Origin of the sequence: Pseudomonas umsongensis, assembly GCF_002236105.1 — a bacterium.
In the GTDB taxonomy this organism is placed as follows: Bacteria; Pseudomonadota; Gammaproteobacteria; order Pseudomonadales; family Pseudomonadaceae; genus Aquipseudomonas; species Aquipseudomonas umsongensis.
The window spans coordinates 811,377-826,241 of the sequence record NZ_NIWU01000001.1 but is presented as its reverse complement, the minus strand read 5'-3'; the positions used below and the strand labels follow the sequence as shown (position 1 = coordinate 826,241).

Genomic DNA, 14,865 nt, shown 5'->3' with positions numbered 1-14,865 from the left:
GGGAACGATCTTGGGCTAGGGGGTAATTCGCCAGATCCCGAACGGCTGATACGCCGGATCGATGCGCATGAACTGGTACTTGCCGTGCCAGGTCCAGCGATGGCCGTTCATCAAGTCTTCGCCCTGGGTGCTGGCATCGTCCGGCAAACCCATCTCCCACAGCGGCAACTCGAAATTCGCCTCCTGCACGTTGTGCGGATCGAGGTTGACCGCCACCAGGATGAAATTGCTGCCATCGGCGCTACGCTTGCCGAAGTAGAGGATGTTGTCGTTCCAGGTGTTGTAGACCTTCAGGCCCAGGTGCGTGTGCAGCGCCGGGTTTTGCCGGCGGATACGATTGAGCTGGGCGATCTCGGCAATGATGTTGCCGGGGGCGTTGAAGTCCCTGGGTCGGATCTCGTACTTCTCGGAGTCGAGGTATTCCTCCTTGCCTGGAATCGCCGCCGACTCACACAATTCAAAGCCGGAGTACATGCCCCACAACCCCGAACCCATGGTTGCCAGGGCGGCGCGAATCAGAAAACCGGGGCGGCCGGATTCATGCAGGAATGCCGGGTTGATGTCCGGCGTATTGACGAAGAAATTCGGCCGGTAGCACTCGCGCCACGGCGACTCGTTGAGTTCGGTGAAATAGGTGGCCAGCTCCTGCTTGGTGTTGCGCCAGGTGAAGTAGGTGTAGCTCTGCGAATAACCGACCTTGCCCAGCCGCGCCATCATCGCCGGAGTGGTAAACGCTTCGGCGAGGAAGATCACGTCAGGGTACAGCGCCCGCACATCGGCGATCAGCCATTGCCAGAACGGCAACGGTTTGGTGTGCGGATTGTCCACGCGAAACAACTTCACGCCCTCCAGCACCCAACCCACGACGATATCGCGCAACTCGATCCAGAGGCTGGGAATCGCCTCGACGGCATAAAAGTCGACATTGACGATGTCCTGGTATTTTTTCGGCGGGTTCTCCGCGTACTTGATCGTGCCGTCCGGCCGCCAATTGAACCAGCCCGGATGTTGCTGCAGCCATGGGTGGTCCTGGGAACATTGAATGGCAAAATCGAGGGCAATTTCCAGACCATGATCAGCCGCGGCTGCGACCAGGCGGCGGAAGTCTTCGCGGGTGCCCAACTGCGAATGAATCGCCTCGTGCCCGCCCTCTTCACTGCCGATGGCATAGGGGCTGCCGGGATCGTCGGGACCGGCGGTCAGGGAGTTGTTCGGGCCTTTGCGATAACTGCGACCGATGGGGTGGATCGGCGGGAAGTACAACACGTCGAAGCCCATGTCCTGGATCATCGCCAGCCGCGAATGCACGTCATTGAAAGTACCGTGGCGCGCGGGATCGTCGGTGATCGAGCGCGGGAACAGTTCATACCAGCTGGCGAACTGCGCCAGCTCACGTTCCACATCGACCGGGTACTCCGGGCTCAGGCTCAGGTAGGCACGATGATTGGCCTGGGCCATCAAATCAGCGCTACGAGGGTGCAGAAACAGTGCAACCTGCTCGGTTTCGAGCAGCCCCGACAGTTCGTGATGCAAGGCTGCCAATTGCTCACTCAATTGACCTTCGGTGCGTTCGGCGGCTTGCTGAACGTGAAGGCGACCTTCTTGCAGTTCCAGGCTGACAGGCACGCCCGCAGTGTGCTTTTTCTCCAGTTCATAGCAAAAGCTGGCGAACTGATCGATCCAGGCCTCGATACAGAAAACATGACGCCCCTGCGCCTGCACGCGAAACTGCCCCTGCCAGCCATTATTACCCAGCTCGATCATGACCTCGCTATGCCAGGCCTCATCGCCATCGGCCTGCCAGCGAATCCGCACGGCCAGTTTGTCGTGACCGTCGGCAAAAACCTTGCTGGTCACCACCACATCCTGGCCTTCCACGGCCTTGACGGCGAACTGCCCGCCATCCAGGGTCGGCATGGTGTTTTCGATTACGATTCGCGGCAATAACAACGCCTGTGACAGTGGAATGTGCGGGTTGTAGCTCAACTCACCAGGTTTTTCAGCCGTCATCGAGCATCTCTCCTTACGCCCCAAGGACGCTCATGTCTGCAATTGTCATCCACATCGGTCAGTCCCTCACCGAATGAACTCACTTAGGTTCCGAGCGACGGGCGTCGGGAAAAGTTCATCGGCAATTGGCTGGAATCAAACCCTTTACACAGTGGTCAACCAACTTAAGCACGACTCACGCCATGTGCCACTGGAGGTATGAACAATGAACAATCCATTCCCGGCAGAAACACCCGATCCGAACATCGACAACCCGGTGATACCACCCAGCGATCCGCAGCCTGTGCCTGAGCAGGACCCTCCGGGGAGCAATCCGCCACCCAGGGAAGAGCCGCCTACGACAATGCCACCGGTGATTGTGACCCCTGAATGAAGACAGTTGATCGGTCCCCCTGCCGCGCTGGGGGACCGATCGAAGGAATAGTCCGAATGACGTTTCCGGCGAACGTGTAGTACCGGTCCTGAATTGGATTTTTTTGCCCAGGCGGCGCTTTACGGGAATTTGCCCAGGGCTTTACATAGCAACTACTTCACCCCCCTTGAGTACGGCCAGCCATGAACACCTTTTTCGACGGCAGCAGATTCACCGAAAGAGCAAGCGCACGGCAAAACACGCTTATTCGTGAACCCATCGTCGACGGCTGGCCTCACTTTGAAAATCTTCAATTACGAGTTTCTCTGCTTCCATATCGAACGCAGTCTTCAAGAGGACACTAGAAGCTCGATACTCAAGGAACTGGAGAATCAGCTAACCCATCGTGACTTCGACTATAGCCAGCATGAACTTCACGACTGTAGGAGCGAGCATGCTCGCGAAGATCGTGAACGATAATGCTGGTAGCCAGGCACCCCGAGGCGGTCTTGAGTTTTTCGCGAGCGTGCTCGCTCCTACAGTTGGTCTTTTTCTTTATCCAGCATATTCACGATCCTAGGCATCACGCCAAGAATCACTAACGCCAGCAATGTACTCAACACCGCCGTGGCTTCCCTTCCCAACCCCGCAGACACCCCGATCGCGGCAGTCATCCACAATCCGGCGGCGGTGGTCAGGCCTTTAACGTGGCCTTCGTCGCCTTCCTGGTTTTTCAGGATGGTGCCGGCACCGAGGAAGCCGATCCCGGCGATCACCCCCTGGACGACCCGGCTCATGGCATCCGCCTGGGAGCCGGACATTTGTGGCACCAGTACGAACAACGCCGCGCCCAGCGCCACCAGCATGTGGGTGCGCACCCCCGCGGCCTTGCCCTTGTGCTCGCGCTCGAAACCGAGAATGCCGCCCAGTACCGCGGCCATCAACAGGCGCACGGTGATGCGGGTCAATTGCGAGGCATCGCCGATGTCGGCGAACTCGGCTTGCAGGGTAACCCAGACTTCGTGCCACCAGGCATTCATGGCGAATTCCCTTGTAGAGAGCTTTGCAAATGGGTCATGGAGGATGGACCGCGCCGACCATTAATCAGTTGCACAGAACGATGCTCGATGCCGAAAGCCTAATGTTTCATCCATCGTAAAAAACCAGGATTACGCCATGACCGTACGCATTGAGAACCAGACCTGCTTCTTTATCACCGCAAACGGCGAGGAAATTCGCCTGTGTCCCGATGTGACTATCATCACCGACGGGGAAAAAGCCATGTCGGCGGTCGATCTCGACGGCCAGCGCATCTACATCACCGAAGCAGAAGCGGACGCATTGACCGTAGCAGGTGCGGTGGATGGTCGCCGGCATTTGAAAGCGACCGACAGTGATTCGGTGATTTGACTGCCCTGGATCAATAAAGCCCGAAAACGTCTGGTATAGGTCCCCCGGCCCCGCAGCGCCAGCTGCTTCAACTTGTCGCAGGCGGGGGTACCGCGACCATCTGATCCGGTTTTTAAAGCAATACCTGAGTCTGTTATGCAAACAGATCGGCGCTCATAGTGCTCCTGCCTGATGGAGGCTGATGAGCGAAAGACCATGAGCGATAGAATCCCCGTCCGAACCCTGGAAAGCGCCCCCGTAGTCAAGACTTTCGAGCCCTCGCGTCCAAAGATGAAGGCCAAGTCCAGCGACAACCTGATCCACACCCGTAGTTTCACCGGCCTGTTCCGTTCCCTGCGCATCAGCGGCGCGGGTTTTCTGTTCCTGCTGTTCTTCGGCACCGTATGGCTGAACTGGGGTGGCCGCCAGGCGGTGCTCTGGGACCTTTCCGAAAGTAAATTCCACATTTTTGGCGCGACGTTCTGGCCACAGGATTTCATCCTGCTCTCGGCGCTGCTGATCATTGCCGCGTTCGGCTTGTTCGCGATCACAGTGTTCGCCGGCCGCGTATGGTGCGGCTATACCTGCCCGCAGAGCTCCTGGACCTGGATTTTCATGTGGTGCGAGAAGATCACCGAAGGCGAACGCAACCAGCGGATCAAACTGCAAGCGGCGCCCTGGGGACTGAACAAACTGCTGCGCCGCTCGGCCAAACACACCCTGTGGCTGGCCATCAGCCTGTTGACCGGCCTGACCTTCGTTGGCTATTTCACGCCGATCCGCCCGCTGGCCGAAGAACTCCTGACCTGGCAAATGGGTGGCGTCAGCCTGTTCTGGGTGCTGTTCTTCACCGGTGCCACCTACATCAATGCAGGCTGGCTGCGTGAAGCGGTGTGCATGCACATGTGCCCGTATGCGCGATTCCAGAGCGTGATGTTCGACAAGGATACCCTGACCATTTCCTACGACGTGGCTCGTGGCGAGCACCGTGGCCCAAGAAAGCGCGAGGTCAAGCCGGCTGAGGTCGGCCTGGGTGACTGCATCGATTGCCAGCTCTGCGTGCAGGTCTGTCCGACCGGCATCGACATTCGCGACGGTTTGCAGATGGAATGCATCGGTTGCGCGGCATGCATCGACGCCTGTGATTCGATCATGGACAAAATGGGCTACGAGCGCGGGCTGATCAGCTATACCTCGGAGCACCAACTGCAAGGCGGCAAGACCCGCCTGTTGCGGCCACGATTGATTGGTTACACCGCCGTGTTGCTGGTGATGATCGGTGCGCTGGTCGTTGCGCTGATGGAACGGCCGATGGTGTCGCTGGACGTGAGCAAGGACCGTGGACTGTTCCGTGAGAACAGCCAGGGGCAGATCGAAAACATCTACAGCCTCAAGGTCATCAACAAGACCCAGCAACGCCAGGACTACCGCCTGACGCTGGTGGATGGCGATGGCTTCCAACTACAGGGCAAGACCGACTTGAGCCTGGCGCCGGGTGAGATTGTTGATGTTCCCGTGTCGGTGGCGATGACCACGGAGCGGCCGGGCAGCAGTTCGCAAAGCATCGTCTTCAAGATCGTCGACAGCGATGAGCCGGGCATCTTCAGCGAGGCCAAGAGCCGGTTTGTTGCACCCATGAACCGTTGATCCCTTAGACTGCAGTGCGCCATTCGCGAGCAGACGCCGCATCGTTCTTGTGGGAGCGAGCCTGCTCGCGAAGAAGTCACCTCGTCTTTTCTGAAAGACACCAATCCGGGCATACGATGAAACGCTACGAAAAATTCGCCGATGACATTGCTGAACTGATCCGCACCGGCGTTCTCGGGCCCGGCCAGCGTGTGCCGTCGGTGCGCTATGCCAGCCAGACCCATGGGGTAAGCCCGTCAACGGTGTTCCAGGCGTATTACTTGCTTGAGCGTCGCGGCCTGATTCGCGCCCGACCGCGCTCTGGATACTTCGTCAACGCCCATGCACCACGGCCATTTTCCGAGCCGGGGATCAGCAGCCAGGTCAATGAATCCACCGAAGTCGATGTCAGCGAACTGGTGTTCTCGGTCCTTGAATCGATCAAGGACCCGAACACCGTAGCCTTCGGCTCGGCATTCCCCAGCCCGACCCTGTTTCCGCTGCAGCGCCTGTCGCGCTCCCTGGCCAGCGCTGCCCGAGACATGGACCCGCGCATGGTGGTCACCGACATGTCGCCGGGCAACCCGCAATTGCGCCGACAAATTGCCCTGCGCTACATGGTGGGCGGCTTGATGCTGCCCATGGAAGAATTGCTGATCACCAACGGTGCGTTGGAAGCGCTGAACCTGTGCCTGCAAGCCGTGACACAACCCGGCGACCTGGTAGCCATCGAGGCCCCGGCGTTCTACGCCTGCCTGCAAGTGCTCGAACGCTTGAAACTCAAGGCCGTGGAAATCCCCGTGCACCCGCGCGACGGCATCGACCTCGGGGTGCTCGCGCAAACCCTGGAACGCCACCCGATCAAGGCCTGCTGGTGCATGACCAGTTTCCAGAACCCCATGGGCGCGACCATGCCCGAAGCGAAAAAGCGCGAACTGGTGGAATTGCTGCGCGTCCATCAAGTGCCGTTGATCGAGGACGATGTCTACGCCGAACTCTATTACGGTCAGCAGGCACCGAAACCGGCAAAGGCCTTTGATACCGAAGGACTGGTGATGCACTGTGGGTCTTTCGCCAAGAGCCTGGCCCCGGGTTACCGCATTGGCTGGGTCGCCGCCGGGCGGTATGCACAGAAGATCGAGCGGTTAAAACTCATGACCTCCCTTTGCGCTTCGATGCCGGCCCAGGCAGCCATTGCCGACTACCTGCAGCACGGGGGTTATGATCGGCATTTGCGCAGGTTGCGTTATGCCCTGGAGGAACAGCAAAGCGCCATGCTGTCGGCCATTGCCCGCTATTTCCCGGCGCAGACCCGCGTCAGTCAACCCGCTGGCGGCTACTTCCTCTGGCTGGAATTACCCGAGCAGATGGATTCGCTGAAGTTGTTCCAGATGGCGTTGGCGCAAGGGATCAGCATTGCGCCAGGGCCGATTTTCTCGCCAACGCAGCGCTTCAGGAATTGTATTCGGCTGAATTATGGCAGCCCGTGGGATGAGGCTTCGGAGAAGGCGATGGAGACGCTGGGGCGGATTGTAAGATCCTTCTAAAAGCAAAGATCGCAGCCTGCGGCAGCTCCTACAAGGAAATGCAATCCCATGTAGGAGCTGCCGCAGGCTGCGATCTTTTGATCTTGATGTTTACCGGCCGCCGCCAAGGTCGACAAAGGTCCCGGTTGCATAGGACGCTTTATCCGACAACAACCACACAATCGCCTCCGCCACCTCATCCGGGCGCCCGCCACGGGCCATTGGAATCGCCGACTCCAGCTTGCTGACCCGATCCGGATCGCCGCTCAGGGCGTGAAAATCGGTGTAGATATAGCCCGGACGCACGGCGTTGACTCGAATCCCCTCACCGGCCACTTCCTTGGACAGGCCAATGGTGAAGGTGTCGAGCGCACCCTTGGAGGCTGCATAGTCGACGTATTCGTTGGGGGCGCCCAAACGCGCGGCGACCGAGGATACGTTGACAATGCTGCCGCCCTGCCCGCCGTGCTTGGGCGACATGCGCAAGATGGCGTGCTTGGCGCAGAGGACTGGCGCCAACACGTTGGTCTTGAGAATTTTGAGGATGCGGAATTCGGACATTTCGTCGACCCGGGATTTTTGCCCCACGGTGCCGGCGTTATTCACCAGCGCGGTGACTCGACCCAGCTCGCTGTCCACCCGGTTGAACAAAGCGACGACTTCGTCTTCGATGCTGACGTCGGCGCGCACGGCGATGGCTTGGGCACCCAAGGCGCGGACCTGGTCCAGCACCGTTTGCGCCGCCTGCTCATCGGACTGGTAGTTGATGCAGATCCTATAACCTTGCCTGGCGGCCAACAGCGCAGTGGCGGCACCGATGCCGCGACTTCCACCGGTGATGACGATGACTTTGTCCATGCCCACTTTCCCCCTTCAAACCTATGCAGTCGGGGGGAAGAATAACCGCCATTTGCGGATTTTGCATGGCACCGTCATCGGTCCCGCCAGATCAAGCCAGTTCCAATTGCTCGCTGCGGTGGATTTCCTTCATGAAGCGTTCGGCCGGCAGCGGGTGCCCCAGCAAATAACCCTGCAGCGAATCGCAACCGAGTTGGGTCAGGAAGTCCTGCTGCGAGCCTGTTTCGACGCCTTCCGCGACGATCCGCAAGCCCAGTGCCTGGCCGAGGGCGACGATGGCTGAAACGATGGCGGCGTCGTCGCTGTCACGCTCCAGGTCGCGGACGAAACCGCGGTCGATTTTCAGCTCGTTGGCCGGCAGGCGCTTGAGGTACATCAAGCTCGAATAGCCGGTACCGAAATCGTCGATGGACAAATCAACGCCCATATCCGACAGCTCCTGCAGCACCGTCATGCTGGCATCGGCGTCGCTCATGGCCGTGGTTTCAGTGATCTCCAGGGTCAGGCTGTTGGCTGGCAAATGGTGGGTGGCCAGCGCCTTGGCGACGCTCTGCACCAGGCCCGCGTGGCAGAACTGCAACGCCGAGAGATTAACCGCGATGCGCCAGTGGGTGTAGCCGAGCACATACCATTCGCGCATCTGGCGACAGGCTTCGTTGAGGACCCATTCGCCGATGGGAATGATCAGCCCGGTTTTCTCCGCCAGCTCGATGAATTTGTCCGGCAGCAGCATGCCCTGGGTCGGATGCTCCCAGCGCAGTAACGCTTCAGCGCCCACCGGACGGCCGTTGTGAGCGTCGAATTTGGGCTGGTAATGCAGGCTGAACTCGTTCTGGTCCACGGCGTTGCGCAGGTCTTGCAGCAATTGCAGCTGCTTGCGCGCGTTGCTGTTCATCGAGACATCGAAAAAACTGTAGCCGTTCTTTCCCGTCCCCTTGGCGTGATACATCGCCGCATCGGCGTTCATCAGCAATTCATGAGCCGTCTGGCCATTGCCCGGATACAGGGCGATGCCGACACTGGCGGATATCTGCAGATCATGCTCGGCCACCCGGAATGCCCGGGCGATCAAGCTCACTTGCCGGGCTGCGAGGCTCACTGCGTCATCCGGTACGCTCAATTGAACGAGCAGCACGAACTCATCGCCGCCGATGCGTGCCAGGGTGTCCTGGCCACGCAGGTCTTCGCGCAGGCGCAAGCTGACTTCACGCAGCAACTGGTCGCCCATATGGTGACCGAAGGCGTCATTGACCGGCTTGAAGCCATCGAGATCGATGAACATCAACGCCAGGCAACCACCCTCGTTGTCGGCCCTGGAGATCCCCTGATCGATGCGGTCGGCCAGCAACATCCGATTCGGCAGACCGGTCAGGGTGTCGTGCAAGGCCAGTTGGGTCAGTTCGCGGTTGGCTTCGGTCAGCGCCTGGGCAAGACTGGCGGTACGGGCCTCCAGGCGCGCATCGAGGATCGAAGTCAGCAAGGCGATGCTCAATACCGCCAGGGTGGTGATCAGCACCAGGTTGTCGAGGCCGTTGCCGCTCAGGCCATTGGCGGCTGCGCCGCAAAAGCTGCCTGCGGGAAACTGCGCGGCGGCCATGCCGGTGTAGTGCATGCCGACAATGGCAATGCCCATCAGCACCGCCGCGCCACCGCGGATCAGGCGCACATAAGGCGCGTGCTGGCGCAGGCGGAACGCAATCCATAGTGCTGCGCCGGAGGCGACTACGGCTATGAGCAAGGATGCGCCGAACAGCGTCGGGTCGTAGTCGATTCCCGGCTGCATGCGCATCGCCGCCATGCCGGTGTAGTGCATGGCACTGATCCCGGCGCCCATGACCAGCGCACCGAACGCCAGCTGCCAGGCCGGTAACTGCGCCTGGCTGACCAGCCACAGGGCGAAGCCGCAGGACAGGATGCCGATCAACAGCGACAGCAAGGTAATAGAGAGGTCGTACCCCAGGTCGATGGGTAGCTTGAAGGCTAGCATGCCGATGAAATGCATCGACCATACGCCGATGCCCATGGCGAACGCACCGCCGGCCGTCCAGCAATGCACCGCCCGGCCCTTGGCCGTGGCAATGCGCCCGGTCAGGTCCAGTGCAGTGTATGACGCGAGAATTGCCACACAGAGCGAAATGATGACCAGCGTTGGGGAGTAGCTACCGATGAGCATGGAGATGTCTCGCAATCACCTCCGTACTGCTTCCGTTCTCGGAGGTGTAAATCCGAGGGATTGTACTGATTCCAAATGAGAACGCACTCACAAAATGAGCAAAAGGCCAGCAAGGCGATGAAACGCTTGTTTTAAGGTTTTACATTAACTCCATCGGCACATGTTAATCCCTGTAGGAGCTGCCGCAGGCTGCGATCCTTTGATCTTGTTTTTAAAAAGCAACGTCAAAAGATCGCAGCCTGCGGCAGCTCCTACAGTGAGGGGTGGCGTCAGGGGTTATCAGTCACCTGAAGCTGGCCGTCCCAGCCGCCGCCCAGGGCCGCAATCAACTGCACGCTGGCGATCAGGCGGCTCTGCAACAGGTCCAGGTTACTGCGTTCATTGCTCAAAGCCGCGGCCTGGACCACCACTACATCCAGATAAGCGATCACCCCCGCCTTGTACTGGTTCTCGGTCAGTCGCAACGACTCACGGGCTGCGTCCAACGCCTGTTGTCGCACCACGGCTTCGTCCTTCAGCACCTTGAGCTGGACCAGATAGTTTTCCACCTCCCGGAAACCGTCGAGTACAGTCTGGCGATATTTGGCCACGGTTTCGTCATAGGCTGCTTCGCTACGGTCCACTTCCGCCGAACGCTGCCCACCGTCGAACAGGGTCATTGCCAGTTGCGGGCCGACCGACCAGAAACGGTTCGGCAGGCTGAACAGGTCTTTCGACGTGCTGCTGCTGTAGCCACCGTTCAAACTCAGGGTCAGGTCCGGGTAATAGGCGGCCTTGGCCACGCCGATGTTGGCGTTGGCGGCGATGACCGAGCGTTCAGCCGAAGCAATGTCAGGCCGGCGTTCCAGCAGTTGCGAAGGCAGGCTCAGCGGCACCTCGGGCAAGGCTGGGATCGTTTGTGTTTCCGCCAGGCTGAATTCGGCCGGTGGTAAGCCGATCAGCACCGCGATGGCGTTTTCCAACTGCGCGCGTTGCCAGATCAGATCGACCATGTCTGCCTCGGTGCCCTTGAGTTGCGTCTGGGCCTGGGCCACCGCGTCCTTGCCGGATACCCCGGCACGGTACTGGTTTTCGGTCATTTTCAGCGAACGCTGGTAGGCCGCGACAGTCGCTTCAAGCAAGCGTTTCTGCTCGTCGATCACCCGCAACTGCAGGTAGTTCTGCACCAGCTCCGACTGCTGGCTCAGGCGCATCGCCGCCAGGTCGGCAAAACTCGCTTGGGCATTGGCGGTGTCGGCTTCAAGACCACGGCGCAACTTGCCCCAGACATCGGCCTCCCAACTGACCCCGGCCTGGGCGGTGTAGGTGTCTCGAATACCGCTGGACGAACTGGTCAGGCTGGAACTGCTACTGCCGGTACCCTGGCTGGAGCGGTTTTTCCCCAGTGTCAGGTCCACCGTCGGAAAAAACGCGCCACGGGCGCTACGTACCAAGGCCTGGGCCTGGCGGTACTGGGCTTCGGACTGGGCAACGGTCTGGTTGGCGCTGTTGAGCTTCTCGATCAAGCCATTGAGTTGCCGGTCGCCGTACAGCTCCCACCACGCACCGCGAGCCAGGGAATCGCTCGGGTTGGCCTGGCGCCAGCCGGCTGCTTCCTTGTACTGCGCAGGTTCTGCGGTTTGCGGGCGCTGGTAATCCGGGCCGATGGCGCAGGCACTGAGCATCGCGACGCACAGCGACAGGCTCAGCAACCGCGACCCTCGAGCGCTGATCAGCGGTGCAGCCAGGTTGAATAGCGAACGGTCAGTCATAGCGGAGTTTCCAAAGCAGCATCGGTACGCACCCCACGCCAGTGGTTGAAGCGATGGCGCAGTTTGTCGAGATAGAGATAGACCACCGGGGTGGTGTAAAGGGTCAGCACCTGGCTGAAGATCAGTCCGCCGATGATGGTCAGGCCAAGCGGTTGGCGCATTTCCGCACCTTCCGCGCGGCTCAGCAACAGCGGCAAGGCGCCGAGGATCGCGGCAAGGGTCGTCATCAAAATCGGCCGCAAACGTTGCAGGCACGCGTTGCGAATCGACTCCAGCGGCGCCATGCCCTGATGCCGCTCAAGCTGCAACGCCAGGTCGATCATCAGGATGGCGTTCTTCTTCACCACGCCGATCAACAGGAACAGGCCGAGCAACGAGATCAGGCTGAACTCACCGCCCAGGGCGTAGATCGACAGCAACGCGCCGACACCCGCCGAAGGCAAGGTGGACAGAATGGTCAGCGGATGAATGTAGCTCTCATATAGCACGCCCAGCACCAGGTACACCGCCACCAGCGCGCCAAGGATCATCCACGGCTGGCTTTTCTGGGTCGCGGCGAAGGCATCGGCGGTGCCGGCCATTTTCGCGATGACGTCTTCCGGCAGGCCCACCAAAGCAATCGCTCGCTCGATGGCGGCACTGCCCTGCTCCACGGTCACGCCTTCGGCCATGTCGAAGGCGATGCTTTCCGAGGCGAACTGGCCTTCATGGCTAACCCGATCGTCTGCCAGGCTGTTCTCGTAATGGGCGATGGTCGACAGCGGAATCCGCGCGCCGTCCGCGGTGATCACCTGCACCTGTTTGAGCGTGATCGGGTCCTGGGCGTACTTGGGATTGACCTCCATCACCACCTGATACTGGTTGAGGCTGTCGTAGATGGTCGAAATCTGCCGCTGGGCATAGGCGTTGTTGAGCACCGCCGTGACCATCGCCATGTCCACGCCCAGGCGCTTGGCCTGGTCGCGATCGACGATCAACTTCACCTGCTGGGCGCCCCGGCCTTCGCGGGCATCGATCGCGGTCAGTTCCGGTAGCGCCTTGAGCGCCGTCAGCACTTTTGGATACCACTCGCGCAGCGCCCCCAGGTCACCGCTTTGCAGGATGTAGGAATATTGCGACGAGGTCTGTTCGCGGCCACCGCCAAACTGCAGGTCCTGGTCGGCCATCAGCATCAGTTGCGCACCGGCAACCTTGGGCATTTCCTTGCGCAGGCGTTCAATGACCTTCTGCGCGGAAAGGTTGCGTTCCTTGATGGGTTTGAGGCGCACCAGCATGAACGCGTTGTTGGTGCCGTTGCTGCCACCAATGAAACCGGCGACGCTTTCAACGGCTTCGTCCTTGAGCACGGCGCGGCGGAAGGTCTCCATTTTCGGTTGCATCACACTGAACGACAAACCGTCATCGCCACGCACGAAACCGATCAGTTGGCCAGTGTCTTGCTGAGGAAGAAATATTTTAGGAACAACAACATACAGCGCAATATTAACGCCAATTGTCACGAATAAACTGAGCAAGGTCAGGCGACGGTGGCGCAACACCCAGTCAAGGCTGGTGGCGTATTTGCCGACCATCCATTCGTTGGCCTGCTGACTCCAGCGTTGCAGGCGGTTTTCCTGGCCTGGCGTGTGCGGCTTGAGCCAACGGGCGCAGAGCATCGGCGTCAAGGTCAGCGAGACCACCAGCGACACCACGATAGCCGCCGCCAGGGTGATGGAGAACTCGCGGAACAGGCTCTCGATGATCCCGCCCATGAACAGGATCGACAGGAACACCGCCACCAGCGACACGTTCATCGATAGCAGGGTAAAGCCGACTTCCTGGGCGCCGAGGTACGCCGCCTTCATCGGTCGTACACCCGCGTCGATGTGCCGAGAGATGTTCTCCAGCACCACGATGGCATCGTCCACCACCAGCCCGGTGGCCAGGATCAACGCCATCAGCGACAGGTTGTTCAGCGAGAAGCCATAGAGGTACATCACGGCAAAGGTGCCGACCAGCGATACCGGCACCGCCAGGGTCGGGATCAGCGAGGCGCGAAAGTTGCCGAGAAACAGGAACACCACCAGGATCACCAGCGCCACGGCGATCAGCAGGGTCATCTCCGCCTCGTGCAGCGTGGCCTTGATCACCGGCGAGCGGTCCATGGCCAGGTTCAGCTTGACGCTGGCCGGCAGCACGGCCTGCAACGCCGGCAACTGGGCCTTGATCTCGTTGACCGTCTCGATGATGTTGGCACCGGCCTGGCGGTTGATCACCAGCAGTACCGCCGAATCGTTATTGAAGAAGCCGCTGTTGTAGCGATCCTCGACGCCGTCGCTGACCTTGGCCACATCCTTCAGGCGCAGGGCTGCGCCGTCCGCGTAGTGGATGATCAGCGACTCGTAGTCCTTGGCTTTTTCCAGCTGATCGTTGGCCTGTACCTGCCACAAGCGTTGATCGTCTTCGACCGAACCCTTGGGCCGGCGCACGTTGGCATTGGCGATGGTGTTGCGCACATCGTCCAGGGCCACGCCGTACTGGTTGAGCGCCTGGGGCTCAAGTTCGATGCGCACCGCCGGCAGGGAGCTGCCGCCGATCTGCACTTCGCCAACGCCCTGCACCTGCGACAGGCTCTGGGACAGGATCGTCGAGGCCAGGTCATAGAGCTGGCCTTTTTCCAGCACGTCCGAGGTCAGCGACAGCACCATGATCGGTGCCTGGGACGGGTTGATCTTCTTGTAGGTCGGCATGCTGCGCATCCCGCTGGGCAGCAGGTTGCGCGAGGCGTTGATCGCCGCCTGCACTTCCCGCGCCGCGCCGTTGATGTCGCGGTCGAGGTCAAATTGCAGGATGACCCGGGTCGAACCCTGGCTGGAGCGGCTGCTCATGGTGTTGACCCCGGCGATGGCGCCGAAGGAACGTTCCAGCGGGGTCGCCACCGTCGAGGCCATGACCTCGGGGCTGGCGCCCGGCAGGCTGGCCTGCACCACGATCACCGGGAAGTCCATTTGCGGCAGGGGTGAGACCGGCAACAGGCCGAAACTTACACCGCCCAGGAGCATAATGGCCAAGCTCAGCAGCATGGTTGCGACCGGGCGCTTGATGAAAGGTCCCGAGAGGTTCATTGACCCACCTCTGTGGGAGCGAGCCTGCTCGCGAAGAGGCCTGCACGTTCAACATCGATGCTCACCGACCCACCGC

At 60.3% G+C, this 14,865-nt stretch carries 10 protein-coding genes; 4 read left to right on the top strand and 6 right to left on the bottom strand.

From position 1 onward, the window contains the following. Positions 1 to 15: 15 nt before the first annotated feature. Positions 16 to 2,010, bottom strand: coding sequence for an alpha-1,4-glucan--maltose-1-phosphate maltosyltransferase (locus tag PSUM_RS03740; RefSeq protein ID WP_083349004.1), 1,995 nt, complete (start codon positions 2,008 to 2,010; stop codon positions 16 to 18). Positions 2,011 to 2,215: 205 nt separating this feature from the next. Here PSUM_RS03740 and PSUM_RS31770 point away from each other — a divergent pair, with 205 nt between their 5' ends. Further along, the gene (locus PSUM_RS31770) at positions 2,216 to 2,383 is read left to right on the top strand and encodes a hypothetical protein (protein ID WP_020800108.1); all 168 of its coding nucleotides are present in this window, start codon (positions 2,216 to 2,218) and stop codon (positions 2,381 to 2,383) included. Between the two features lie 515 nt (positions 2,384 to 2,898). Here the strand turns inward: PSUM_RS31770 and PSUM_RS03735 are convergent. Then, complete coding sequence (locus tag PSUM_RS03735; RefSeq protein ID WP_083349003.1) at positions 2,899 to 3,402, bottom strand: MgtC/SapB family protein; 504 nt, start codon at positions 3,400 to 3,402, stop codon at positions 2,899 to 2,901. Between the two features lie 136 nt (positions 3,403 to 3,538). On the opposite strand from PSUM_RS03735, the gene PSUM_RS03730 reads away from it, so the two are divergent. From PSUM_RS03730 to mapR, 3 genes are all read left to right on the top strand, one after another. Continuing rightward, positions 3,539 to 3,772, top strand: coding sequence for a DUF3203 family protein (locus tag PSUM_RS03730; RefSeq protein WP_020800105.1), 234 nt, complete (start codon positions 3,539 to 3,541; stop codon positions 3,770 to 3,772). Positions 3,773 to 3,967: 195 nt separating this feature from the next. After that, a complete protein-coding gene (ccoG, locus tag PSUM_RS03725; protein WP_083349002.1) occupies positions 3,968 to 5,398 on the top strand; it encodes a cytochrome c oxidase accessory protein CcoG in 1,431 nt (476 codons plus the stop codon). Positions 5,399 to 5,514: 116 nt separating this feature from the next. Next, complete coding sequence (gene mapR / locus PSUM_RS03720) at positions 5,515 to 6,924, top strand: GntR family transcriptional regulator MpaR (protein ID WP_020800103.1); 1,410 nt, start codon at positions 5,515 to 5,517, stop codon at positions 6,922 to 6,924. A gap of 90 nt (positions 6,925 to 7,014) precedes the next feature. Here mapR and PSUM_RS03715 read toward each other — a convergent pair whose 3' ends face one another. The 4 genes from PSUM_RS03715 to PSUM_RS03700 all read right to left on the bottom strand — a co-directional run bounded on the left by PSUM_RS03715 (position 7,015) and on the right by PSUM_RS03700 (position 14,789). Then, positions 7,015 to 7,761: an SDR family oxidoreductase gene (locus tag PSUM_RS03715; protein WP_020800101.1), complete on the bottom strand. Its 747-nt coding sequence runs from the start codon at positions 7,759 to 7,761 to the stop codon at positions 7,015 to 7,017. Between the two features lie 91 nt (positions 7,762 to 7,852). Then, positions 7,853 to 9,934: a putative bifunctional diguanylate cyclase/phosphodiesterase gene (locus tag PSUM_RS03710; RefSeq protein ID WP_083349001.1), complete on the bottom strand. Its 2,082-nt coding sequence runs from the start codon at positions 9,932 to 9,934 to the stop codon at positions 7,853 to 7,855. Between the two features lie 269 nt (positions 9,935 to 10,203). Beyond that, positions 10,204 to 11,685, bottom strand: a complete 1,482-nt coding sequence (locus tag PSUM_RS03705) for an efflux transporter outer membrane subunit (RefSeq protein ID WP_020800099.1) — start codon at positions 11,683 to 11,685, stop codon at positions 10,204 to 10,206. Then, positions 11,682 to 14,789, bottom strand: coding sequence for an efflux RND transporter permease subunit (locus PSUM_RS03700; protein ID WP_083349000.1), 3,108 nt, complete (start codon positions 14,787 to 14,789; stop codon positions 11,682 to 11,684). Before PSUM_RS03700 ends, PSUM_RS03705 begins: the two co-directional genes overlap by 4 nt. Positions 14,790 to 14,865: the final 76 nt, after the last annotated feature.